General features: G+C 39.4%; 24 protein-coding genes, 1 tRNA gene and 1 pseudogene. 10 read left to right on the top strand and 16 right to left on the bottom strand.

Annotation, left to right across the window (positions count from 1 at the left end; translation table 11 throughout):
- Positions 1-73 precede the first annotated feature (73 nt).
- From NC797_RS16755 to NC797_RS16745, 3 genes are read right to left on the bottom strand one after another with little or no spacing between them, the layout of a single operon-like run.
- Complete coding sequence (locus NC797_RS16755) at positions 74-1,399, bottom strand: hypothetical protein (protein WP_272437964.1); 1,326 nt, start codon at positions 1,397-1,399, stop codon at positions 74-76.
- Positions 1,374-2,273, bottom strand: a complete 900-nt coding sequence (locus NC797_RS16750; RefSeq protein WP_272437962.1) for an ABC transporter ATP-binding protein — start codon at positions 2,271-2,273, stop codon at positions 1,374-1,376. Before NC797_RS16750 ends, NC797_RS16755 begins: the two co-directional genes overlap by 26 nt.
- A complete protein-coding gene (locus NC797_RS16745; RefSeq protein ID WP_272437961.1) occupies positions 2,270-2,656 on the bottom strand; it encodes a GntR family transcriptional regulator in 387 nt (128 codons plus the stop codon). The genes NC797_RS16750 and NC797_RS16745 overlap by 4 nt, the downstream gene beginning before the upstream one ends.
- Before the next feature lie 228 nt (positions 2,657-2,884).
- On the opposite strand from NC797_RS16745, the gene ilvD reads away from it, so the two are divergent.
- From ilvD to NC797_RS16730, 3 genes are all read left to right on the top strand, one after another.
- Positions 2,885-4,564 carry a dihydroxy-acid dehydratase gene (gene ilvD / locus NC797_RS16740; RefSeq protein WP_272437960.1) on the top strand — a complete coding sequence of 560 codons (1,680 nt, stop codon included), beginning with the start codon at positions 2,885-2,887 and terminating at the stop codon, positions 4,562-4,564.
- 255 nt (positions 4,565-4,819) lie between these two features.
- Positions 4,820-6,784 (top strand): SEC-C metal-binding domain-containing protein, encoded by a 1,965-nt coding sequence (locus NC797_RS16735; RefSeq protein ID WP_272437959.1) that lies wholly within the window; start codon positions 4,820-4,822, stop codon positions 6,782-6,784.
- A 253-nt stretch (positions 6,785-7,037) separates the two neighbouring features.
- A complete protein-coding gene (locus tag NC797_RS16730) occupies positions 7,038-7,247 on the top strand; it encodes a thioredoxin family protein (RefSeq protein WP_272437958.1) in 210 nt (69 codons plus the stop codon).
- A gap of 194 nt (positions 7,248-7,441) precedes the next feature.
- Here NC797_RS16730 and NC797_RS16725 read toward each other — a convergent pair whose 3' ends face one another.
- The 8 genes from NC797_RS16725 to NC797_RS16690 form a co-directional block, all read right to left on the bottom strand.
- Entirely contained in the window at positions 7,442-8,041 is a 600-nt protein-coding gene (locus NC797_RS16725; RefSeq protein ID WP_334313226.1) for a polysaccharide deacetylase family protein, read from the bottom strand.
- A 191-nt stretch (positions 8,042-8,232) separates the two neighbouring features.
- Complete coding sequence (gene phnC / locus NC797_RS16720; protein ID WP_272437956.1) at positions 8,233-8,994, bottom strand: phosphonate ABC transporter ATP-binding protein; 762 nt, start codon at positions 8,992-8,994, stop codon at positions 8,233-8,235.
- Positions 8,995-9,010: 16 nt separating this feature from the next.
- On the bottom strand, positions 9,011-9,766 hold the full coding sequence (gene phnE, locus NC797_RS16715) for a phosphonate ABC transporter, permease protein PhnE (protein WP_272437966.1): 756 nt from the start codon (positions 9,764-9,766) through the stop codon (positions 9,011-9,013).
- Positions 9,767-9,777: 11 nt separating this feature from the next.
- The gene (gene phnD / locus NC797_RS16710) at positions 9,778-10,713 is read right to left on the bottom strand and encodes a phosphate/phosphite/phosphonate ABC transporter substrate-binding protein (RefSeq protein ID WP_272437955.1); all 936 of its coding nucleotides are present in this window, start codon (positions 10,711-10,713) and stop codon (positions 9,778-9,780) included.
- Positions 10,714-10,724: 11 nt separating this feature from the next.
- Positions 10,725-11,654 carry an NAD-dependent epimerase/dehydratase family protein gene (locus NC797_RS16705; RefSeq protein ID WP_272437954.1) on the bottom strand — a complete coding sequence of 310 codons (930 nt, stop codon included), beginning with the start codon at positions 11,652-11,654 and terminating at the stop codon, positions 10,725-10,727.
- Positions 11,655-11,779: 125 nt separating this feature from the next.
- Positions 11,780-12,832, bottom strand: a complete 1,053-nt coding sequence (selD, locus tag NC797_RS16700; RefSeq protein WP_272437953.1) for a selenide, water dikinase SelD — start codon at positions 12,830-12,832, stop codon at positions 11,780-11,782.
- 44 nt (positions 12,833-12,876) lie between these two features.
- Positions 12,877-13,875: a glycosyltransferase gene (locus tag NC797_RS16695; protein ID WP_272437952.1), complete on the bottom strand. Its 999-nt coding sequence runs from the start codon at positions 13,873-13,875 to the stop codon at positions 12,877-12,879.
- A gap of 403 nt (positions 13,876-14,278) precedes the next feature.
- Complete coding sequence (locus NC797_RS16690; RefSeq protein WP_272437951.1) at positions 14,279-14,851, bottom strand: Uma2 family endonuclease; 573 nt, start codon at positions 14,849-14,851, stop codon at positions 14,279-14,281.
- 145 nt (positions 14,852-14,996) lie between these two features.
- Between NC797_RS16690 and NC797_RS16685 the strand changes: the two genes are divergently transcribed.
- On the top strand, positions 14,997-15,137 hold the full coding sequence (locus NC797_RS16685; protein ID WP_272437949.1) for a hypothetical protein: 141 nt from the start codon (positions 14,997-14,999) through the stop codon (positions 15,135-15,137).
- A 191-nt stretch (positions 15,138-15,328) separates the two neighbouring features.
- Here the strand turns inward: NC797_RS16685 and NC797_RS16680 are convergent.
- Positions 15,329-15,425 (bottom strand) — tRNA-Sec (locus tag NC797_RS16680).
- Positions 15,426-15,640: 215 nt separating this feature from the next.
- On the opposite strand from NC797_RS16680, the gene NC797_RS16675 reads away from it, so the two are divergent.
- The 6 genes and pseudogenes from NC797_RS16675 to NC797_RS16655 all read left to right on the top strand — a co-directional run bounded on the left by NC797_RS16675 (position 15,641) and on the right by NC797_RS16655 (position 21,212).
- Positions 15,641-15,808, top strand: coding sequence for a YfhD family protein (locus tag NC797_RS16675; RefSeq protein WP_272437948.1), 168 nt, complete (start codon positions 15,641-15,643; stop codon positions 15,806-15,808).
- 153 nt (positions 15,809-15,961) lie between these two features.
- Entirely contained in the window at positions 15,962-17,869 is a 1,908-nt protein-coding gene (selB, locus tag NC797_RS16670; protein ID WP_272437947.1) for a selenocysteine-specific translation elongation factor, read from the top strand.
- 148 nt (positions 17,870-18,017) lie between these two features.
- A pseudogene (locus NC797_RS18470) lies at positions 18,018-18,206 on the top strand (Rdx family protein); the annotation flags it as partial.
- 65 nt (positions 18,207-18,271) lie between these two features.
- The gene (selA, locus tag NC797_RS16665; protein ID WP_272437946.1) at positions 18,272-19,675 is read left to right on the top strand and encodes an L-seryl-tRNA(Sec) selenium transferase; all 1,404 of its coding nucleotides are present in this window, start codon (positions 18,272-18,274) and stop codon (positions 19,673-19,675) included.
- A 181-nt stretch (positions 19,676-19,856) separates the two neighbouring features.
- Positions 19,857-20,480, top strand: a complete 624-nt coding sequence (locus NC797_RS16660; RefSeq protein ID WP_272437965.1) for a thioredoxin family protein — start codon at positions 19,857-19,859, stop codon at positions 20,478-20,480.
- Between the two features lie 153 nt (positions 20,481-20,633).
- A complete protein-coding gene (locus NC797_RS16655) occupies positions 20,634-21,212 on the top strand; it encodes a Uma2 family endonuclease (RefSeq protein WP_272437945.1) in 579 nt (192 codons plus the stop codon).
- 125 nt (positions 21,213-21,337) lie between these two features.
- Here NC797_RS16655 and pepT read toward each other — a convergent pair whose 3' ends face one another.
- From pepT to NC797_RS16635, 4 genes are all read right to left on the bottom strand, one after another.
- On the bottom strand, positions 21,338-22,576 hold the full coding sequence (gene pepT, locus NC797_RS16650; protein ID WP_272437944.1) for a peptidase T: 1,239 nt from the start codon (positions 22,574-22,576) through the stop codon (positions 21,338-21,340).
- 135 nt (positions 22,577-22,711) lie between these two features.
- Positions 22,712-24,376 (bottom strand): sodium:solute symporter family protein, encoded by a 1,665-nt coding sequence (locus NC797_RS16645; RefSeq protein ID WP_272437943.1) that lies wholly within the window; start codon positions 24,374-24,376, stop codon positions 22,712-22,714.
- 30 nt (positions 24,377-24,406) lie between these two features.
- The gene (locus NC797_RS16640; protein WP_272437942.1) at positions 24,407-24,709 is read right to left on the bottom strand and encodes a DUF4212 domain-containing protein; all 303 of its coding nucleotides are present in this window, start codon (positions 24,707-24,709) and stop codon (positions 24,407-24,409) included.
- Between the two features lie 48 nt (positions 24,710-24,757).
- Positions 24,758-24,943 (bottom strand): hypothetical protein, encoded by a 186-nt coding sequence (locus NC797_RS16635; protein WP_272437941.1) that lies wholly within the window; start codon positions 24,941-24,943, stop codon positions 24,758-24,760.
- Positions 24,944-25,602: the final 659 nt, after the last annotated feature.

The raw sequence follows: 25,602 nt of genomic DNA, 5'->3' as shown, positions 1-25,602 counted from the left end.
AACAAGCATTAAAAAAATAGTGGAAAAACTAAAAAAGAGCATGTAGTGACAACAAGCTTTTTTCTACATGCCTCTAACCCTTGATACGACTGCAATTGGAAAAATTTAACGCCAAACTCGGGTTATATGTTAAATAGATTGGTCGATACGTGTTGTCATTTGAAGTTGTCATCTGCTTGGATTGAATTAATTGTTGGTGTAATCGTCTTACAGCTTCAATATTCTTAGGATCTGTTAAGTAACCTATTTCATTTATCGGATTTCCGTCAGCATCTTCATAATAATTAGGTATATCGCCAAAATACACACGCTCCACCTCGCTGGTGTCAGGAACTCTGTTTTCATATCCAGTAGGGTCAAGTGACAAAACAAGCATAATCAAGGCTGTAATGGCAACGTAGTATAGGTATCCTTTTAAATTCGAGAATACTCTCCATGTTTTCTGTAGGATCATTTCTGCAAGTAGATAACCAATAATGGATCCGATTACGTATCCAGCCATGGTCCAGGAAAGGTTTCCTGGCATTGTGCCAAAATATAATCCGCCAAGCAGCATCATACAGGCGGTTACACCGAATTTAAAGATCGGTCTTAGCTTAAGAAATACGAGTGTTTGAGTGGCAGCTTCTACATTCCTTATTCGATAAATCTGTAAGGAAAAGAAGTATAAAGCGACTGACAAGACAGCATAGAGAATCCCCTTTACGAGTCCTAATTCCATGTTTACCATCTCGGTGAGAGGTGAATACTGATATAAGTTATTAGCATAAAAGTAATTTTCAGGGAATCCATAATAGAGAATGTTTAAGTTAAAAAGGGCTAATACAAAAATGCCAGCAGGAAATAATAATAAAATGTATGTTAAAACACCTTGTACAGCTGATATTCCTGTTACCATTCCTACGAATACACCAGCAAAGAAAATGAGTGAATTGACCACAATCGTTATTCCAATCCAACTCCAGAGACTGGAAATGTCGGCGTATTGATCGATATCGATTACTAAATCTAGCGATAATAAAAGGATAGCAATCAATAAGACAGGTATAATAAGTAAAGAAAGCCCTATTAGTACATAATGGTTGAAGATAGTCGTTCTTTTTATTGGGAGACTATGCACGAAATCCGCAGCGCCCTTTACTTGCACATAACGAAATAAGAAAACAGCAAGTAAGACAGGGATGATCACCATTGCTAAAAATTGTATTTCAAAATTAAGTTCAAATAGAGGTGGTACTTGGTCATTGTAATAAACTTGATCATCATTGGAAGCACGCATAAAAATGTCCAAAGGTAGAGCAAGGAATAATCCAATAAAATAGATGATCCCAATCCATCCAACGTTGCGAAGGCTTTGTTTTCCAAGCTCACGTTTATACCAAGATGTTCTCAACGGCATACCCAACACCTCCCATTTCATAAATAAATATTTCTTCTAAAGTAAGTGGCAGTAAATCATATAGGATTGGTTTATGCTGTTTGATCACCTGGATTACTTGCTCCTCTTTACCCCTTACAATACATAGTAGGACACTACCCCGCTTTTCCTTGTGTAAGATATCTAATTGATCAAATAAAGAGGTTGGAGCCCCGTCTTTAAATGCAATTTGAACCTTATGGATATCAGATTTTAAATCGTCTAGCTCTTTTTCTAAGACGAATATTCCGTTGTGAAGAATGCCGATATAATCACATAAATCTTCTACTTCCCTTAAATTGTGGGAAGAAATAATGACCGTCATTTCACGTTCTGCGACATCCTGAATCACTAGATTTTTCACTTTTTGGCGAATAACAGGATCTAATCCATCAAAAGGCTCATCTAAGATGAGAATATCTGGCATGGCGCACAATGCTAACCAGAAAGCAACCTGTCTTTGCATGCCCTTTGAGAAACGGTGTATTTTCTTATTGACATCGAATTTGATCATGCTCTGTAACTTCACAAAGCGATCTTGGTTCCAAGTTGAATAAATATCTTGATAAAAGTTTGCCATTTGTAGAACAGTATAATGAGAAAAGAAATACGGGTTGTCCGGAATAAATATTAAGCGGTTCTTCATTTCCGTGTTCTCGAATATTCTCTCTTCATTTACTAGAACCTCGCCATGGTTCTGCTTTATGATGCCTGCGATCGTTTTTAATAGTGTCGTTTTTCCTGCCCCATTAGAGCCAAGTAACCCATATATCGATCCTTTTTTTATTTGAAGTGATATGTTGTCTAACACCTTTTCATCATCAAAGCTTTTACTTAATTCCGTTATACGGATCATTTCTCATTCCTCCTGTTAACGACATCCGTAGCTTCATCGACAAGTGCGTGTATAGCATCCGCTTTTATTCCTAGAAATAATGCTTCGGCAATAAGCTGTTTAAGCGATTCTTTCATTTTTGTTAACTCTTCCTTATTCTCTGATATTGCTGTAGGACTGACAAAACTACCTTTTCCTTTAATGGAATAAATGAATCCTTGTGTTTCAAGCTCTCGATAGGCTTTTTGGATCGTGTTTGGATTTACCGTTATTTGTTGTGCTAGCGTTCGAACAGAGGGAAGTTTCTCATCTTGCTGTAGCACTTCGTTGATAATTAGTGCTTTTAGCTTATCCACGAGCTGCTCATAAATAGGCTTTCTACTTCTTAAATCGAGATCAAACATCGCTGTCCCCCCATTTCGTTACACTGTATTAACTGTATTATTATATGTAATACAGTTAATACTATATACCATCTTATTTTGTTTGGGAAGAGGGTTATAAAAATTTTTTCTCATCATGGACGTCACACAATATGCTTCATCTTTGTATCCATTTCAAATAAAAATAATTGAACAATTCTGAAATACCCTTTATAGTGGATAGAAAAGAAAGAAATTGGAGGAGAAAAAATGGACAAGGATTTGCGTATACGAAGTAAAGTATTTGATGATATGAAAAGAGCACCGAACAGGGCGATGCTTCGCGCGGTAGGGGTGACAGATGAGGATTTCAAAAAACCGATGATTGGTGTGGCGAGCACGTGGAGTGAAGTGACGCCATGTAATATGCACATAGATGAATTGGCTAGAAGCGCTAAACAGGGGGCACAGGCTGCAGGGGGAGTGCCACTCATTTTTAATACGATTACGGTGTCTGACGGCATTTCAATGGGTACGGAAGGAATGCGTTTTTCACTACCAAGCCGCGATGTTATAGCGGATTCAATTGAAACCGTCGTTGGTGCGGAGAATCTAGATGCATATGTGGCAATTGGCGGTTGTGATAAAAATATCCCTGGTTGTATGATTGCGATCGCACGTTCCGAAGTACCAGCTGTCTTTGTCTACGGTGGAACGATATCACCTGGCTTTCATAATGGAGAAAAGTTAGATATCGTCTCTGTGTTTGAAGGAGTAGGAAAACACAATAACGGTGACATAAGTGATCAAGAATTGCACGGCATTGAGTGTCATGCTTGCCCTGGAGCAGGTTCATGTGGTGGTATGTATACAGCAAATACAATGGCTTCAGCTGTTGAAGCACTCGGCATGAGTTTACCTGGAAGTTCATCCAACCCTGCTGAGTCAAATAATAAATTAGAGGATTGTCGAAAAGCTGGGGAAGCTGTTTATCATCTACTAGAAAAAGGAATCTACCCAGAAGATATTATGACGAAAAAAGCATTTGAGAATGCGATTACGGTTGTAATGGCTCTAGGTGGTTCTACTAATGCTGTCCTTCACCTGTTGGCTATCGCACATTCAATTGGAGTGGAAGTAACGATTGATGACTTTGATCGGATTCAGAAAAAAGTGCCGCATATTGCAGACTTAAAACCAAGTGGTAAATATGTCATGCAGGATCTACATAAAGTAGGCGGTGTTCCGGCAGTAATGAAAATGCTATATGAAGCCGGATATCTTCACGGTGATTGTTTAACCGTTACAGGAAAAACATTGGCTGAAAACCTACAGGAGGCTGCTTCTTTAGAAGAAGGTCAAAAAGTTATTTTGCCGTTGGAAAAACCATATCGTGAAAATGGTCCACTTGTTATTTTAAAGGGTAATTTAGCTCCAAGTGGTGCAGTTGCCAAGGTATCGGGTGTAAAAGTAAAACGGCACACTGGTCCTGCAAGGGTATATGATACCGAAGAAGAGGCAACGGAAGCTGTTATACAAAACGAGATAAATGAAGGTGATGTATTGGTCATTCGTTATGAAGGCCCTAAAGGCGGACCAGGGATGCCAGAGATGCTTTCTATTTCCGCTATTTTAGTCGGGAAAGGACTTGGTGAGAAGGTTGCCTTACTAACGGATGGACGGTTCTCAGGTGGGACCCACGGGCTTGTGGTTGGTCATATTGCGCCAGAAGCTCAGGTAGGAGGACCAATTGCTTTGTTACAGGAAGGAGATATGGTAACGATCGACTCCGACTTGCAAGAAATAACGATGGACGTGCCAGAACAGGAATTGGAAGAGCGCCGTAAGAACTGGACGGCACCGCCACTTTATTCAAAAGGAGTTTTAGGAAAGTACGCATACAATGTATCTTGTTCCTCCAAAGGCGCCGTAACAGATTATTTTAAATAGTACAAACCCCCCCTTGAGACATAGCTTTTCAAGGGGGGTTATTTTAAGATAAGAAAGTATATAATTGGTGTAGCTGTAGATAACTATTGACCGTTTCGTCACGCCCAGCACCAGCGCTATCTTCTTGACAGAAACCAAGATTTTGCTACAAGATAGGATATATAAGGAATAAACGAGTGAAAGTTGTTTGAGAAATTATAAGAAAACAAGAGCATTTTGAAGATATTTTAATTATATAGAGGGAGGAAGATATAAGTGAGTGTTGGTAGAAACGATCCTTGTCCATGTGGAAGTGGTAAGAAATACAAGAAGTGTTGTATGAGTAACGTTGTTTCGTTAGAGAACGTCATTGGAAATGAATTAGATCAACTTCAACAGCAACTCTTTTTCTCCTCTGAAGCGAGAAGTGAAATAGGAATTGATAACAAGATAGAAGAATTGATAGGAGACTCTGCTGTTGAGAAGGAAGAAGAAGAGATTCTTTCTGTTGTTCTTTTGTTCTGGATTATTTTTCAGGAATCATTCGAATCGATTGCGAACCAGACACTTGTTGAAGAGTTTGTTCATGAAAATAAACAAAAAGGGAATGTTCGCCCATCTACATTAAAGCAATTAGAGAAATGGATAGGGACAAGCCCAAGTTTATCTATTGTTACAAGCATAGAGGATGATAATTGGTTAGAGGTAGAGGACTTCTTCACTAGGGAGCCGAAAAGGGTGAAGATGCGAGAAATGGATCAAGAATTAGAGATAGGGAGCATGCTTTTAGGATTTTTACTTCCATACGGATCCTATTATACGTATTTTTTCTTTTTTCTTGATCTCCCAGCGGATGAAGCAGACAACGCAGGTATGCTTCTATCGGACGCCTTTACACAATCCGAACATGATGATCCTGTTGATTTCATGATTCAAGAATTTCACAACATTGTTAAATTTTTGATTCTAGCGGAAGATAGTTTAGGACTTCTGGAGTTAGAGTGGGATAATCCTATTTATGAAATGGTTTCGATGTTGTATGAGAAAAAAGTAGATGAATTAGCGGATTACTATCCAGGGTTAAAGGAAACAGGCTCATTACTTTGGAATACATACTGTGAAATGGAACAACCAACCATCCGTAAACCACAAGTACACGCAGCAGCTTTACACTATTTCATTGATTCAAATATCCCTGGATTGGGATACTATACACAAAAAGAATTAGCAGAAATATATGGAGTTACCCCAGCTTCCGTTTCAAAGGCATATCGACAAATAGAGGAAGTCTTAGGTGAAGAAATTGAGGAGCTAATGGATGAGATGCTCGAGGATGGGCCGTTTGATGATGAGATAGATGGCTCTTTTCCTTTTGACAGAATGGGCATGGAGAGAATGATGCGCGAAGCAACAAAGGCTATTGAAGGACAAGATTTTGATTCACTAAACGAAATGAATGCGTATCTAGATAACATGGTAAATAACCCAAACGAACAGCCGAAACGAAGCTTGTCCACTCAAGATCAAGCGCAAGAGCTCATATATGATGCATATGAGACAGATAGTGGAGCAAAAAGGGTCAAGCTAGCTAAACGAGCGTTGGATCTAGATGCTCACTGTGTTGATGCATATAATATTCTTGGTGAAGAAGATTCAAATCCTTTAAAAGCATTGCAACATTTTAAAAACGGAATGGAATTAGGTGAAAAAGCACTTGGTGCATCTTTTTTTAAAGAAAATAAGGGGATGTTTTGGGGTCTAATCGAGACGCGACCATACATGAGGGCAAAAGCCAACTATGCTCAAACACTTAGCATAGTTGGGAAAAAGAAAGAAGCGATACAACAGTATGAAGAATTGCTGGATCTTAATGAAAATGATAATCAAGGAATAAGGGATTTGCTTTTTCAATTGCAAGTGGAGCTAGGTGAATACCAGAAAGCAAAGGAGCTATTAGATCGTTATCCCGATGATTTCACAGCTCGGGGCACATTTAATAGTGTTTTAATGGAGTATTTACTAAATGGTTTTTCTGAAAAGCTGAAAGCATTGTTTAGACATGCGCAACAAAGAAATCCGCATGTTGTGGACTATTTAGTAAAAAGAAAAAGACTGCCAAGACAGATTCCGTTTAGCTTTACACTGGGGGATACGAGAGAGGCTGAGATCTATGTTGCGGACACTCAACATCTGTGGGAAAAGCAAGAGAAATTGCTTCGTTGGTTGCAGGGCATGCGGTGATCCCTTATTTCAAGAGGTTGTGACGCATAAGGAAGAGTACTTCATTATGATCATAAACTAAAAAATTGATTTTAAGGATGGTTAAATATTAAACTAGATAGGGAAAGATAGGGAACAATAATAGTGCAAAATAATAAGGAGGTTTTATAAAGTGGCAAAAACAATTACAAGTGCAGAATACGCTGAACTTACAAAAAATATGACAAAACCTTTGGTACTTGAATTTGGTGCGGATTGGTGACCGAGCTGTCGTATGTTGAGGCCGGTGGTCTCAAGCGTGGCAGAACAGCTGGATACTGTTGATTTTTATTATGTAGATGTGGATCAATCATCCGATATGGCACAGCAATTCGGGGTGCAAAGTATCCCGACGATGATTTTGGTGAAAGACGGTGGAGAAGAAGTGAACCGTTCCGTTGGCTTTATACCAGAAGAACAGGTAAAAGAATTCGCCCAATCTTAAAACAAGTAGAAAATGTACAAATTCTATTATCAGTCAACAGGGCACCTTTATAATAAAGCGGAATGGTAGTAAAAAAACGAGGATCCTCCCATTTTCTTGGTGGATCCTCGTTTTACTGTTGTTCGCCTAAGTCGATTTAACAAAAGCCAAGCTAGTAGTGACAAAAGTTGTTGGCTAAGGAAGATGCACCGTTTTTAAGCGTCCTCTAGAAGAGAAAGTCGGTAGCCCTTTTCTTTGATAGCTTGAATCAACTCAGGTAAAACTGCAACTGTCTGTTGTAGTTCGTGGAGAAGAATAACGGCTCCATCCTCTAAATTTTCGACTACATTGTCCACAATTTGTTGTGGATTATCCTTTAGTTCCCAATCAATGGAAGCAATTCTCCACATTACAGGGGTAACATCTAGATCTTTGGCGGCTTGAATTGTGTCGGAATTATACTGGCCGAACGGTGGACGGAAATAGTGCACCTTATTGCCTGTAATTGTCTCGATCTTTTCTTTACTACGCTGTATTTCTCGATACTGTTCTTCATATGAAAGTTTTACTAAGTTAAGATGCTTTGTTGTATGTGTCCCGATCAAATGGCCATCCTCAAGCACTCTTTTCCAAGGTCGTTCAGGGTAAAGGAGTCTTGATTGCCAAAAGAACATAGCTGGTACTTGCTCTGCTTTCAAAATGTCTAATAATTTTGGTAATACTTTACTTGGGCCATCGTCAAATGTGAGTACCACGGTCTTTTCTCTTGACCGTGAGATGGAAGTAACGACAGCTGAATCGTCGGAGTCGTACACGACCCTTGTGCAGTCGACCACTCATGGACTTTTGATCATTTTCGTTCACCTCCAAAATAATTTGTTGTTTAAATGCGTGTTCAAAAAGCCGACAAATCAGAAGGTCGCTAATATCGCCACGTCCTGTGGCAACGTCGACACTAGCACGTTCTGTGCGTCGCAAGCAGGTCGTGGCGGCACAGTTTTGAGTTTTAATGAAATAGTACGCTTTTGGGCTTTGATTCGTATGTTTCATGGAATTCGTTTTCCGTAAAATTTTCGGGGATTCCGTCAAAAATCAAATGTCCTTCTTTTAATGCGATAATCCGTGATGCGTAGCGTTTAGCAAGATTTATGTCATGGACATTGATAACAGTTAATAACCCGAGCCGATCGTGTAAATCCTTCAATAGGGTAAAAATGTGGTTTGCTGTTCCAGGATCAAGACTTGCAACTGGTTCGTCACCGAGTAAGATCCTTGGTTGTTGTACTAAAGCACGAGCAATTCCCACTCTTTGCTTCTGTCCACCACTTAAATTTTCTACTCTGCGATGCAACATCTCAGATAAGCCAACATCATCAATTACTTGTTTGGCTGATTCTAACTCTTTAGCGGTAAATAAACCAACCAAGTTTCTTAAGGAATGTCGATAGCCAAACGTGCCAGTTAAGACATTCTGTAGAACACTCATACGAGGGATCAGGTTAAAATGTTGAAAGATCATCCCCATCTCCCGCCTAACCTGTCGTATTTCAAACTCATTCTTATCCATTATTGGTAATCCGTCTAAAAAGACTTCTCCACTTGTCGGCTTTTGAAGTCTATTTAAACATCGGATAAACGTCGATTTTCCAGCCCCACTTTTCCCAAGGATACAAACAAATTCTCCTTTTTGGAAGGAGACTGAAACATCAGAAAGCGCGTCTTGAACTGTTCTTGGGTAGCGAACGGATAAATGTTTAAGCTCAATCATATGAAACATACGCCTCCTATATAACCCTATTTCGCACATAGCTTCCAAAGAAGTCAACCGCAATAACCATTAGCATGATGATGAATACATCAAGTGAAACGGAAGAGTATTGGAATGTCTTAAAATCGTTAAATAAGCGCTGGCCAATCCCGCCACCTCCAATAAAGCCTAGAATTAAGGAGGTCCGTATTGCTACTTCAAAACGATAAAAATAATGGGACAGCACATTCGGCCAAATTTGTGGCAGTACACTAAAAAGGTAAGCAATCCAATTTTTCGCGCCAACTGCCTTCATTGCTTCCTGTGGCCCTCTGTCAGCCGCCTCAATTAATTCAGAAACTAATTTACCTAATACCCCAACATTATGAAACATGATAGCTAGAACTGCTGGAAATGGTCCAAGACCGAGCGTTGTTAATAGAATTAACCCAAATACAATTTCTGGTATTGAACGAACAAGGCTTAACCCGATCCTTGTTGAATGAAATAGTAGCTTTGATGGTGCAGTGTTACGTGCTGCGGCGAAACTGAAAGGCAGGGCAATGAGTAATCCAAGAATACTGCCGAGAAAAGCCATAGCTAACGTCTCTAACGTATCTTGAAGCATAGCTGGTAGCTTGGAATAGTCCATTGGAAACCATTGAGACAAGAAGTCAATCATATTTCTAAAGTCTTTAAATTTTGTTAGATCGAATTCTGTTAATCTCATGCTAATGTATACAAAAAACGTTAGAAGAATAAATGTAATAAGATTTCGCCTTTTAAACCACACCATAATCAGCTCTATTCTTTAATGATTCCCTGTTTAATGGCAGCTTGCCTAATACTTTCGTAATCATCACTGCTTGCTTCTGTAAAGCCTGTTGCCCCAAAAGCATCCAAGATTTCTTGATCATCAATCGCTAAGAATGCTTTTTGTAACTTTTGAATTGTTTCCTCATCTGTATTCTTGTGAACAGCCCAAGGGTATTGGAAGAGTTTTTCGGATTTCCAAATCGTTTTAATTTGTTCGCCGTCTACTTTTCCTGATTCTACTAATTGATTGTAGATTGCACTGTCGATAGCCCCAGCGTCCACTTGTTTGTTTTGGACGGATAAAGCAGTTGCGTCATGGGAACCTGTAAACCGAACAGAGTTAAATTGGTAATCATCATCTGATGTATATACGCCTCGATCCTTTAACTCTATTGAAGGAATTAAGGAACCAGAAGTGGAATTTGGGTCACCAAAGGCAAAATCAATTTCACCTGGGTTCTGCAATAGATCTTCTAGTGAATTCCAGGGATTATCTACATTTGTAATAATGTAGGAGTTATAAAAAGGTTCTCCATCAATTAATTGTGTAATAATAGCTTTTGCGCCGCTTTTTTCTTGTGCAATGACGTATGTTAAAGGACCGAAATAAGCCATGTCAATTTTGTCATAGTTCATTGCTTCCACAACGCCATTGTAATCTGGGTAAACTTCAATAGAAACAGATTGATCCAATGCATCGTTAAGCGTGGATTGCAGTTTATCCATTGCACCTTCCATCGTGCCTTCTGTTTGTGCAGGGATAACGCCAATCGTAAAGGTTTCTTGTTTTGCTTTATTTGCCTCATCCGATTGATTTTCCTCGTCGGATTGCCCTGCGTTCTGTGCATCTTCCTCTTGTGTTCCGCAAGCGGAAAGAAGGAATACAAAACTTATTGTTAAAATTACCATCAACCATTTTTTCATTCTCACTCACCTCATTTGTTTTTTATATCTGCATTCTCTTTACTGTACTCAATAGTAAATTGGATTCCCTTTTCAAAAGGAAAGTTTACGTTCCAATTAAGTTCCGTTAGAGCCTTGGTGTTATCCATATAACTTTGCTGAATGTCACCCATTCGTCTAGGGTAATAGATCGGCTGCAGTTGTTTTCCTAAAAAGTCATTTAATACCCAGACAAGCTGATGTAAACTTGTTTGGGTATTCGTACTTATGTTAAACGTTTGATTATCGCCTTTTTTTATAGTGGCTAGGTTTGCAGCTGCAACATCTTTTACATGTATAAAGTCTCTCGTTTGGTTGCCATCACCGTAAAATATAGGAGGCGTATTTTTCATCATTCGTTGAAGAAAAATGGAAACAACATTTGTTTCGCCTTCTTGCTTTTCTAGACGATGCCCATACACATTGGAATATCTTAAGATCGAATAGTTAAGCTCATACATAGATGCAAAAGCTCTTATATAGGATTCTGCGGTAAGTTTTGATATCCCATAGAAAGAAATTGGATTTGTCGGGTGGTTCTCGTCAATTCCTAAGTAAGATGGCTCGCCATAAACTGCTGCAGAGGAAGAAAAAATAAATTTCTTAACTTGATGTTTTCTGCAGCTTTCTAACAAATTTATCGTACCTAAAATGTTCGTATTTGCGTCCAGATTAGGGTCGACAGCAGATTGATGGACATCAACCTGTGCTGCCAGGTGGAAGACATAGTCAGGCTTTTCTTTCTCGAATATCCAATCGACACTGGTCGTCACATCCTCCTGATAAAAAGATAGACTAGGTTGATTTTTGAAACATGAGCTGTAACGTTTATCTATTATGGAGACGGCGTAATCCTTGTTTAGCAATTCCGTTACGACGTGTTTGCCGATAAAGCCAGCACCACCTGTCACAAGTACCTTCATGAATCCAATTCCTTTCTAATAGAAGTTGTTCAATAAGTCACCAAATGATAAGCTGCGTATCTTCGGCGACTTTTTGAACACGCACTAATAGTATGGAGTCGTAAAGAAAGAACGCACTTTTGTCCTTATTTTACGACTGTGATCCGCCCTGCATTTTCGCTTGTTACACTCCCGATAATGGAGGATGCTACACCGTTTTGTTGCATATCACGTTGGAGTGCGTCTGCTTCAGCCTCTGGGACAGAAATAAGCAATCCACCAGAAGTGACGGCATCACAGAGGATAAGTTGCTCGATTTCAGTAATGCTGCTGTCATAATCTATACTTCCAGATAACCATTGATGATTTTTTCGTGTACCACCTGGGATAACATTTTGTTCGGCAAGCTCTTTCGTCTTGGATAAGATCGGAACGGTTTTATGTGATATCGTAATCCCAACGTTGCTTCCAGTTGCGATCTCAAGTGTATGTCCGAGAAGTCCAAAGCCAGTAATATCTGTGCACGCATTTACCGTATAGTTTTCCATTGCTTCAGCAGCGTGCTTGTTCAGTGTTGCCATCACGCTCGTGACTTCCTCTAGTGCTTCTTTGTCGAGCAAATCATTCTTTATTGCTGTGGTAAGGATTCCAACACCGATTGGTTTGGTTATTATTAGTTTGTCGCCTGGTTTTGCACCAGCGTTTGATCGAATTTTATCTGGATGAACAGTACCAGTTACAGACAAACCAAATTTTGGTTCTTGGTCATCGATGGAATGTCCACCAACTAACACAGCTCCAGATTCGTTTACCTTGTCAGAGGAACCGGCAAGTATGTCAGCGAGAACACTTTTATCCAGTGTATTAATAGGGAAACCAACAATGTTCATGACTGTAATGGGTTTACCACCCATTGCATAAACGTCACTCAAAGCATTTGCTGCGGCAATTTGACCAAACATGTAAGGATCATTCACTATCGGTGTGAAGTAATCTAATGTTTGAACGAGTGCTGTATCATCATTAATTTTGTAGACACCTGCATCATCAGATGTTTCTAAGCCAACAAGCAAATTAGGGTCAGGGACAGATTTTGGTAAATGACGCAGTACCTGCGCCAGGTCTTCAGGACCAATTTTGCATCCTCAGCCACCTTTACTAGAAAGCGACGTTAACTTTACGACTTCTTCTCTAGACATTCTTTTCACTCCCAGTATTATTTTTTAGTAGGCATTTCAGATCATTAGATGTGCAAAATGCTACGATATATTCGAAATAGTGCTTCTGCTTCATAAACACCAGAATGATTTTTGGTCGTGTATTGTTTTGCTGATACACCTATATCCTGTTGTAATTTATCATTATTCATGATTTGTTCTGCTAATTCAAGAAATTGGTTTGGTGTATCGTAAACGAAACCAGTCTCCTGATGTGTGACAATATTTCGATTACCTTGATTGTCTGAAACGAGGACAGGAATGCCATAGCCCATGGCCTCGAGTAGAGCGGAGGACTGTCCCTCAGAATGTGAGGTGTTTAAGACAACATCAGCCCGTTCATAAATGGCGCCCATTTCAGAATGAGGCACCTGTCCGAGGTATTGAACCCAATCAGCATGCTGGTCTACGAGTTCTTTAACAATATCTCCTTCTTCTTCTTCGAGTATAGGACCTACTAACCAAAGTCGAACATGAACATATTTGTCGTGGAGAACACGTAGCATATTGATCGCGCTAGGGACATTTTTTACTTTTCGAATACCCGCGGGTAAAACAAATAAAAAAGTGTTCTCCTCTTTTTCGATAGGCGGCTTAACTTTTGGGAAATCACTGTTTCCTTGCGCGATAACGTATGTTTTGTCCTTTATTTTGGGTGCTTCCTGCAAGAGTATCTCCTTTGCTTTTTCGTCAAATGCATGGACAGCCTCTGCACCATTTAAACAAGCGAGGACGTCACCCCGTCTTTTTTCATCAAACAAATCGTGATTTAAATCAGTCCCAGTTAGTGTAATCATATAGGGATCTAGTGTCATCCCTAATTGTTTCATGAACGTATAAAAACGATAAGCGTGAAAGCCGTGTACAATATCTGCGTCTGGAAAAGTAGCAGTGGAATCTCTTTCAGTAGTAGAAACAATATCTGTTTGCACACCTAGATGTTCCAGATTATCCGCAATCCGCTGAACAGTCACGGTATTCCCACGCGGTTGGTGAAAATTAGGTGTTGCTAGAACGACCTTCATTCCGTATCATCCTTTAGTATTTTGCTATGGCTAGTTGCCAATCTTTAAATCCGATTCCCCATCAATTATCACGAATTCAAATGAGTTTGTCACTTAACTTGCTTTTGTATTTTTTTCAAATTAGGAGAAAGTTATGAGGGGTCAATAGCCTTTTTGAAATATTAATTTGCTTTATAACCAACATAAGTAATCATCTCATCTCTGCCAGTTCAATTCTGACTAAATGAGGTTTGGTTTAAACACGCACTATATGAGATTTTTGTAAAGAAAAAAGGAGGGAATAGAACTTGCTTGTTGGGAACAATAAAACAAGAATAGGAGGGAAGTGTAAGAATGGATTTTAATGAATACAAGAATAAAAGGTGATTACAAAAAAGAAAGTTAGCAAAAAAGGAATGCTGGATTAATTGTTTTTGACAAACAATCCCTCTAAATCAATCTTTAACCTAGGAAAAAGCGCAGATGTCACATGGCCTTTATTACGGTTGGCATCATGTTGAATATAAGCAACTTCATCATTTAAAGAGTAGATCGTAATCATATCGAGCATCGGATTAATAATCCAATATTCATTCACTCCATAATCCATATATAAATTTAGCTTTGTAATCAAGTCGTGGGACTGGTTGGAGGGACTAAGAATCTCAACGATCAAACTTGGAACACCCACATATCTTTTTTCAGTAAAACCACTCTTGTCACAGATGACACTTATATCAGGAATGACGACATTCGTTTCAATCGTAGAGTCATTTTTCAATTCAATATCATAAGGACCTGGAAGTACTTCACAGGACCTCCCTTCAAAAAACAATGCCATCTTGGTGTAGAGTCTTCCAACAATTCTCTGATGCTTGGTTGAAGGTGATGGAGACATGAAAATCAATCCATCAATATATTCCAAATGTTCTTCACTGCTTTCACGGATAGTATAATATTCATCGACAGAAGCTTCTTCCTTACGATAGAGATTCATTGAAAATCCACCTCCATTAAAGGTTAAGTTATTTCTTTATTTTATCATTCCTATTTTATAGTGGGAAGTGATAATTGGATACCGTGATTCCTTCTGGTTTATCCTATAGAAGGGTTATTTCAAATGATGAAAAGGAGACAAGGGCATGGGCAAAAATAAACGGACGATAGTTTTTGATTTTGATGGCGTGATCAATAGTTATAGAAGCGGTTGGAAGGGAGCTGAAGTTTTGCCCGACCCACCTGTTTCCAGTATGAAAGAAACCATTGAAGAATTAAGTGGGTAAAAGGGTTCACCCAAAAGTGGTCGCTGAGCGGCTGGTTCACTCAAAAACTGGCACTACGACAGATATTTACAGTCATGTCACTAAATCATTACGGATGAATAAGGTACGACACCTAATCGGCACCTTGGTAGTGAATAGGTGGCATTCTTCCTCATGTGTTAGGGATACCCAATACATTTGAAATGGTGATATGGCGGGACTGTGTGGGAATCGAACCCACCGGAGACGGCACGCGCCTCCCTCAGGGTTTTGAAGACCCAGGGGGACACCAGTCACCCATCCAACCCCATTACATATGATTAAGTTTGAACAGATGGTTTCCTTCATTTATCACAAAGTTTATTGTACAAGATGTAACATGTGATATGCAAGACAAAGAAGTTATACCAACCATATTAAATGAAAACAATCCGTCTTAAAAAATTTTTTTCATGACGACACATGTTACAAACTGATTTAAATCATACTAAGAATCATAAGAGGGAAAAGAGGTGGGTAATAAGATGGGAAGAGATGAGCACCGAAATAAGAAAGGCAGAAATCAGACGAAGCTTCCACAAACCCCTGCATATGCAAAAACAACAGACAGGACAGGGATAGACATTGAGATGTCTAATGATCCCAAAGTACAGTTTGGAATTGCTGAAGAGAAAAGTAGTCGAGAAGATTAGACCAAAGGCTAATTAATCAACAAGAATGAGTGGTTCATCCGTTTTCAAACCGATGAGCCACTTTTTTATATTGGGCAAAACGGGAAACTTGAAACACGCCACTAGAAAAGATTAAAGTGGAAGTACCAACAAATTAGAAAGCGGGTAACGGCAATGGATGACGTGTATTACACGATTGGTATGGCTGGACATATTGATCATGGAAAAACGACACTGACGAAAGCATTAACGAATATTGATACGGATCGTCTAAAGGAAGAAAAAGAACGCAGTATCTCCATAGAACTAGGTTATGCTCCTTTACGAACAGAGGATGGAACCCATATCTCTATTGTGGATGTACCTGGACATGAACGCTTTATTCGACAGATGATCGCAGGTGTTGCAGGGATCGATTTAGTCGTACTTGTCATTGCTGCAGACGAAGGGGTTATGCCCCAAACGAGAGAACATGTAGAGATATTAGAATTTCTTGGTATTCAGCATTGTATTGTAGCCATTTCAAAGATGGATCGTGTTGATGAAGAAATGTTGGAGCTGGTTGCAGAAGATGTTAAAGACGGTTTAGCTGGGACCATTTTCAGTAATGCACCGTTTGTATATGTAGATAGTCTATCAGGAAATGGAATAAGTATGTTGAAGCAAACGATACGGGATGCATTAACAGAGGTCGATCACCGAGATGCATATGGATCATTTCGATTACCGATAGATCAGGTGTTTTCTGTTCAGGGGCAAGGAACGGTGGTAAGAGGAACGATCTATGAAGGAATAATACAAAAAGGAAGTCAATTAACGTTGCTTCCAAAAGGGAAAAAGGTGAAAGCAAGACAAATCCAAGTGCATCATCAGGATCAGGATCAGGCTCGAGCAGGGCAAAGGACAGCAATTAATCTAAGTGGTGTTGATCGTGACGAGGTGAGTAGAGGGAACGTGCTCGTTTCGTCGGATCATTTTCTAGTGACAGATACAGTTGATGTTGTATTGCAATTTGTGGATGAATTGACCATTCCTATTAAACAACGTGCACCAGTAAAAATACACGTGGGTACGTCTGAGGTAATGGGGAAAATTGTTTTTTTTGATCGAAATGAAGTACAGCAGGAAAGTGATGAGGTGCTGTGCCAAATTCGCTTGGATGAGAATGTGGTCGTTCGTCGTGGAGACAGATTCATTTTACGGCGCCCGACCCCTGTTGAAACGCTTGGAGGTGGTTGGATCATCCAGCCAAAGGGCGGTAAATATCGTTTTGGTGCCGAAACGATTCAAATGCTACGTAAAAAACAAGAGGGCACACCAAAGGATTTAATCGATGATGTGCTCGCAAAACATCTTTTACTGGATGAAAAGGAACTCATTCAACTCACATCATTGGATGAAAACGAGTTGAAGGAAACGATCGAAAAAGAGATAGCAGATGGAAACATAATTAAGGTGTCGAACCAAAAGTACGGATTAACGAAAATATTTTTGAAACTGAAGGATGGAGTAATCGATCAACTTGAAGGCTATCATAATGATTTCCCTATGAGACTTGGTATGCCGAAAGCGGAACTGGTTCAATTTTTTAGTGGACTATATCCTAAGTCTTTTGTTGAGTTTGGCATAACTAAGTTGATGCAAGACGAAGATATCCAAAAAACAGACCAATTCATTGCTATATCAACTTTTACCCCACACTTGCCTAAAAGATGGAAAGCACGTATGGAGGAAATAATCGATCAACTTCAAGCAGACAACGTCGAGGTGAAAAAGTGGGAGGAATATGTAGCGGCTACCCCACTATCCAAAAATGAAGGGGCTGAGCTTGCCACTTATCTTGTTCAATCAGATCAAGCTTATCGGTTAACAGATGATATGCTTGTTCACCGTACATCATTTGAAGCAGCTTTAGCAAAACTTAGAAAACAAACAGGAGAAACGTTTGGGCTGAAGGAAGCTAAGGATGTACTAAATGTGTCGAGAAAATTTTTGATTCCGTTTCTGGAATTATTAGATCAATTAAAGTGGACCACTCGTCTAGAAGATAAGCGAAAATGGAGAATAAATAGTGAGGAATGATGTGTAATAAAACTAGGGGAGGATCAGCAGTACAAAGCTTTTTACAAGATGCTGATTACAAAATATACTATGACACGAATGAGGAGGGATGAGAGGAATGGATTATAAGGTTTCGGTTGAATTTTGCATGCAATGAAATTATGCACCAAAGGCCGCAAGTTTTGCGGAGCAGCTATTTACTCATTTTCGATCCGAAATTTCTGTAATGGAGCTTATTCCAAGCTCTGGTGGTGCATTTGAGGTTACCGTAAACGGAAATCAGCTTCATTCAAAGCTCGAGTCGCGTCAGTATCCTAAAGTGGAAGAAATCGTGAGGCTAATGGAAAACCAGGGATAATATAGGTAAGGAAGAGTAGTTTTTCCCTAGTGGTAGGTTAATGCTTGTATGATGGAGGACAAGAAATGAAAGAATATTTACGATTGCTGCCGCCCGTTCATGAAATACAAAAAGATGAGCGGTTTGAAACGTATTTAAATTTGTATGAGCTTACGAGAGAGCAGATGACGAAATTTATCCAGCAAGGTGTTCGTGACGTTCGAGAACAAATGTTAAAAGGACGTTCGTCTGTAGAGTTATCCACTGCTAAAATAACAGACTGGGTATTTGAAGATTTAGAAAAAAGGGTAATTCAATGGAAAAGAGAGCGCTTAACTCGGGTTATTAATGGAACAGGAACGGTGTTACATACTAATCTTGGCAGGGCGCGCTTAAGTGAGCAAGCGATCCAACATGTTACAGATGTTGCAAGGAACTACTCTAATTTGGAATACCAAATAAAGGAGGGAAAACGAGGATCACGTCATGATATTATTGAAGACCTGTTAAAACAAGTAACAGGTGCAGAGGCAGCAATGGTCGTAAATAATAATGCAGCTGCCGTTTTTCTCATACTGCGCGCACTTGCTAACACCCAAGAGGTAATTGTATCACGCGGTCAGCTTGTAGAAATTGGCGGTTCCTTCCGAATTTCATCGATTATGGAGGAAAGTGGTGCTCAACTTATAGAAGTCGGGACAACGAATAAAACACACGTATATGATTACGAAAATGCAATAACAGAGAGTACCGCCATGATCATGAAGGTGCATACGAGTAATTTTAAGACGATTGGCTTCACGGAGTCTGTATCAACGGAGGAACTCGTTGCGTTAAAAAAAAATCAGCAACATTTTTTATTTTACGAAGACTTAGGAAGTGGCTCTCTCTTTGATTTTGAACAGAGAGGAATTGGTGATGAGCCAGTTGTGAAAAACGTGATCGATCAAGGAGTGGATCTAGTTTCCTTTAGTGGTGATAAATTGCTAGGTGGACCACAGGCTGGTATCATTGTTGGAAAGAAGGAAATCATCAATAAATTAAAAAAGCATCAGTTGGCAAGGGTACTGCGTGTCGATAAAATGACGTTTGCCGCACTGGAGGAAACGCTAAAGTCATACCTGTCGGAGCGATCTGTAGAACAGATACCTACGATTAGAGACATTACCCGCACATTGGAAGAAATAAAACAACAAGCTTTCGATTTCCAACAAGTCCTTTGCTCAAATACAGCTATTTTCCGTGTGCATGTAGAAGAGAGTACTTCACAAGTAGGTGGAGGAACAATGCCTGGTTTGGAGCTACCTACTTTTATCGCAACAATCGTGCACGAACAGCTATCTGCGCATGAAGTGGCAGCAAAGCTTCGAGCACATACACCACCAATCATTTCACGAATTCAAGATGAACGAGTATGTATTGATTTCCGGACAATTACGGAAGAAGAAATGCCAGAGATTGTTCATGGATTGATACAAATGCAAGATTAATGAAAGAAATGAATGATGATTGAATAAGAATATAATAAAAGGAGGAATTATTTTGTTACTTGAAAAAATGGATGATGTAACATTAGAGAGTTTGGATGGAAAGGAAGTTTCCATTCATGATTTACTTGGTAAGAATACGTTAATTTTTATGTGGGCGTCTTGGTGACGTTGTCGTGAGCAGCTGCCAGGTTGGCAGAAGATTTATGAACAAAATAAAGACAAGAACTTTGAAATCCTTTCCGTTGCTGTTGATGGGCAAGGCCCTGATGTGGTGAAACCATATGTAGAGGGAACAACATTTCCAACGGTTGTCGATACCGATAATAAGCTCGTCAATATGTTTCGCTTTAAAGTCGTACCTAATGGAATTTTTGTTGATGAAAATGGAACGATTCGCATGATTAAGGAAGGATTCAAGGTAGATAATTCTGACCATGTAAAAGCGGTGGAGCAGCTAATAAATAAAGAAGTAGAAAAGGTTGAATTTGATGATGCGCCAGTAAGGAGTGCTGAGTCAGATCTTCAGCTCCAACTTGCTCAAACGAAATTCAAACTAGGCATGGAGTATGCAAAGCATGGAAAAAACGAGGAAGCTTTAAAGGAATTGGATGATGCCATCTTACTCGATCCTGACAACTTTACGATCCGTAAGCAACGCTGGTATATCCGCTACCCAGAGAAATTCGGATCAGAAATAGACTTTGACTGGCAAAAAGGACAATTAGCAAAGGAAAAACAGCAAGAAGAGCAACAGCGAAATCAAGGATTAGTGTGCGGCCCAGATGGTTGTTTCATCCCGGGCTAAGCTATACTAGACATTTATCAACTTGATATCCGTATCTTTGCTGAACTCTCAGACTAGCTAAGTGCACAAATACTACTTTCAACTTATCGGTGAAATGAAACGCCTTCATGGTATAATGAAGGGAGATTATCCGTTTACAAGGATGGTGATTCGGTGGGTTTAGCAGATGAGACAAAGGCCTTTAATTATTACGAGTATTTAAGGCTTGATGAAGATGTAAGATATGAAGTTATCGCTGGTAAAATTTATAACATGTCACCATCCCCTTCTCCTAAACATCAAGATGTTGTAACCCAACTGTCTGTTGATTTCGGCTTGTATCTCAGGGGGGAAAACTGTCGCGTTTTTGTATCTCCTATTGATGTTTGTCTTTCAGATGAAAGGGAAGATTTGAACAAAGTGGAGGAATGGGTACAACCAGACTTAGTAGTTGTTTGTGACAGTAACAAAATTAATGAGAAACGAATTATTGGTTCACCAGATTTAGTGGTGGAGGTTCTTTCCCCTTCAACCGCAAAAAAAGATAGAATGGTAAAGTATAATAGATATCAAACAGCGGGCATTAAAGAATACTGGATAGTAGATCCCGTACATGAGACTGTTGAAGTGTACTTGTTGAATGAAGATCGATATAAACATGAGGCAACGTATTTTAAAGATAATACACTGCCTGTATGGACATTTGCGGATTTAAGTATTGATTTGTCCAATGTGTTTAGGAGTCAGGATTAGCACAAGGATCTATTTGGTTTAAATGAACAAAGATACAGCACTTGTTAACTAGGCAAGTGCTGTTTTGTTATCGTATTTCCATGGCCATTTACTGAAAATAGCGGTATCTCAGTCCACATAGAATTTTAATCAGTAGCTCTATCTTCAAATAATCGAATAATCTCGATGATCACATTAACTGCTTTTTCCATGTTGTCGAGGGATATGTATTCAAATTTTCCATGATAATTTTCTCCACCAGTGAAAATATTTGGAGTAGGTAATCCCATATAGGATAGCTGTGATCCGTCGGTACCACCGCGAATTGGCTTTACAAGCGGTTTAATATTTACATTTTCCATTGCTTGATGCGCAAGATCTACAATTTCTTTAACAGGCTTAATTTTTTCACCCATATTATAGTATTGATCTGTCATTTCGAAATAAATGCTGTCTTGCCCATACTTTCCTCTTAAATCAGCGACAATTTGTTCTATTTTCTCTTTTCTGCTATTAAAAATGTCGCGGTCATGGTCTCTAATAATGTAATGAAGCTTTGTTTCTTCTACATCACCCTGAAAAGAGAGAAGGTGATAGAAGCCTTGATAGTTTTCTGTGTACTCTGGCGCCTCTTCTTTTGGCAGATGGCTGTGGAATTCCATTGCAAGCTTTGTTGAGTTTATCATTTTATCTTTTGCGGTACCAGGGTGGACGTTGTTTCCTTTAAAAGTTATTTTAGCTGCAGCTGCATTAAAGCTTTCAAATTGAAGTTCACCTAGTGGACCACCGTCAACCGTATATGCATAGGAGGCATTGAACTGATCTACATCAAATTTATGTGGTCCCCGACCGATTTCTTCATCAGGTGTAAAGGCGACTCTAATTCTTCCGTGTTTGATTTCTGGATGGTTGATTAGATAAGCCATTGCAGTCATGATTTCAGCAATTCCGGCTTTATTGTCTGCACCAAGCAGGGTAGTTCCGTCAGTAGTAACAAGCGTATGTCCCTTATACCTTGGCAATTCAGGAAATTCCTTTGGTGACAACACCACGTTTAGATCATTATTTAGTACAATATCGCCTCCATCATAGTCTGCTACTAGTTGAGGATTCACATTGGCACCAGTAAAATCGGAAGCTGTGTCAACGTGCGCCAAAAAGCCAATCGTTGGTACCTGCTTTTTCGTATTAGCAGGAAGGGTAGCCATCACATAGCCGTTATCGTCAATTGTAACGTCTTCCATTCCTATTTGCTTTAGTTCCTCTACTAGCATTTTTGCCAGTGTAATTTGACCTGATGTGGATGGGCAATTTTCATTATTCTCGTCCGATTGTGTATCCACTTTTACATATGTAGTGAAGCGTTTTATGATTTCCTCTTTCACTGCTCTCATCTCCTTTGAAGTAGTTCGAATATTCCACTCCAACTATATTCTACCATATGTGGCAGCTGTATGTGTTTCGCAACTAAAAAGGATGAATCCATCAAACGATCGATTCACCCTTTTCGGCAAAAATACCTATGCGTTCTTTGATTCGTCAATCCAAACCTCGCCGTTTTTATACGTTATTTGTTCTGGATAACGGAGGTCTATTACTTCATCTTGAATTTTTTGCGGTGGTGCTTGAGTTGCTAGAGAAACAATAATGTTTGTGATAATGGCAGAAGTGGCACCGAACACACCAGCTCCTGTATCAATAATGCCTAGGATGGTAAACCCACCGTATTTTGCGGCAAAAATGTATGCTAGTGTTACCGTTAATCCAGTTAGCATCCCAGCTATTACTCCTGGCCCATTTGAACGCTTCCACCATACCCCTAATACAAGTGCGGGGAAGAACGAACCTGATGCTAGCGCAAAGGCCCATGCAACAATTTGTGTGATAGCGCCAGGTGGGTTTAATGCTACTAGTCCTGCAACAACGGTAGCGATAATGATGGACCATCTTCCTACAGATAAACGTTTTTTATCACTTGCATTAGGGTTAATGGAACGGAAATAAATGTCGTGTGAAAGTGCTGCAGAGATAGAAATCATTAATCCTCCAGCAGTTGATAGTGCTGCTGCCATTGCACCAGCTGCCATGAGCCCAATAACAAATATGCCTAAATCAGCAATTTCAGGTGTTGCCATTACGACTATATCCTTGCTAATAATAAGCTCGGTCCATTGCAAAATCCCGTCTCCATTTTGATCTGCAACTGATAATTGACCTGTATCTACCCATGAAGACGTCCAAGCAGGCAAATTGTTGATGGAAGAGCCTGCAACCTTTGTCATTAAAATGAAACGAGAAAACGCTGCATAAGCAGGTGCTGATAAATAGAGAAGGCCGATGAAAAGTAATGCCCATGCACCACTCCAACGGGCAGCCTTCATGGTAGGAACAGTAAAGAAACGACCAATAACATGTGGAAGTCCTGCTGTGCCAGCCATTAATGTAAATAAAAGTGCTAGAAACTGCCATTTTGTTGCTTCAGTAAATGGAACTACATACTCCGATACGCCAAGCTGTTTGTCAAGGTCTTGCAGCTGGCCGACTATCTCTCCGTATGATAACCAAGGGATCGGGTTATTTGTAAGTTGCAAAGACATGAAAATGACGGGAATAAGATATGCAGTAATTAAAATAACGTATTGGGCAACTTGAGTCCATGTTATCCCTTTCATTCCGCCGAGTGCAGAATAAAAGGCAATGAGTACAACACCTATCATCGTGCCTGTAGCTGTGTTGACCTCAAGTAAGCGTCCGATAACGACTCCAGAGCCTGATAATTGTCCAATTGAATAGGTGAAACTAATTATGATCGTGGCCAATGCTGCAATTAATCGCGCTACATCGCTTTGATAACGGTCACCGATAAATTCAGGAACTGTATAACGTCCATATTTACGAAGCTGTGGTGCAATTAAAAAGGTTAAAAGTAAATATCCACCAGTCCAACCCATAATGTAAGCCAGACCATCATATCCGAGAATCATAATGGTACCAGCCATTCCAATGAAGGATGCAGCGCTCATCCAGTCAGCACCGATTGCCATTCCATTATAGACAGATGATACACTTCGATTTGCTACGTAGAAGTCTGATGTTTCCTTTGCCTTGTTAAAAATGGCTATACCTATATATAAGCCGAAAGTTGCAACAATTAAGGCAAGGGAAACAAGAAATTGTGTATCCATTAGTACCCCCCTCTGTTTTGAAAAGAAATTCTACTGATTAAGTGTGTTTCCTGTGTCCATTTCTTGGTTTGTTTTTTTAGCTAAACCAAACTTTGCATCTAGTTTATCGCTTATAATGGCATTAGCAAAAAGGAGTAAAATAAATGTGATAACTGCTCCTTGCGCTCCCATGTAGTAGGAAAGCGGAAAGCCATTAAAGGAGAAATTTAGCAGCGATTCGGCCAAGAAAACAACGAGATAGGAAACAATGAATCCGATTGCTAAACAACTAGTGATCAGGATTACCCTTGCACGGAAATACGCATCCGCTTCTTTTTTGTCTATTTTTCGCACATAATCACCCCCTTTCAAAGTACGTGCTTCCATTGAACAACTTGGATTTTATCCCCGTAAATCAAAAATAAAGCGAACTGTATCCCAAAAAGGTATTGGAACCAACATGATTTTTACAAGCAAAAATAGAAAAATAGCGGCAAAAGGCAATGTAAATAAAATAGGTCTTTTTTTGTTTAATCCAAAATAGACGGATAAAATAGTGATAGCAGATATTAAAATAACCCAAAGCATGAGGAGAACCACCTTTATGGAAGCGTTGTCAATTTAGTCAAATTGTAAGTAATTAGAAAAAGAGTTATTCGAGGTAAAACAGTAATTATAACCACTTAATACGAATGTCGGTATAATATTTACATTATTCCAATTAATATGAATATTGTCAATGATTTATGTATAGATGTAATAAAATCCCATTTAGAGTAAGTCATAAGGCTATGAGGACGCAAAGAAGGGTGGAAATGAATTCAACGCGTTCTCATCAGGGATCTCGTTTATGTAAGAAAAGTTGCTTTAACCTTAGTTTTTATGGTGCTCATTTTGCGTATCATTCAATCCTGGCGCCTTCTTTTTTCAACACTTTTTTACTTGTTATTAAGTTGTTGGTCTTTAAAGAGGGCATTAACTATGTGGACTAATCCTGATGACTTAATAATAAAACCGTTTATCTTTTCACGGGCGAGAAGACCCCCCACTTCCATTATATGAAGGTGGGTGGGTAACACCAATAATAAGTGGGGGATGAATCGCCCCTCCGGAGGAGATAAAATTTCTTGACTTAGAACATTTGTTCTGATAAAATTTAATTATGAAGGGAAAGGAGAATGGCGATGGGCACAAAAACGTACTTCTCTAATCGAGTCTATAAAAACAAGATAGCCGTTACATATGTC

This window comes from Terrihalobacillus insolitus, assembly GCF_028416575.1.
In the GTDB taxonomy this organism is placed as follows: Bacteria; Bacillota; Bacilli; order Bacillales; family Amphibacillaceae; genus Terrihalobacillus; species Terrihalobacillus insolitus.
Note: the sequence above shows the minus strand (reverse complement) of the source record. Positions and strands in the feature narration are given on the sequence as shown.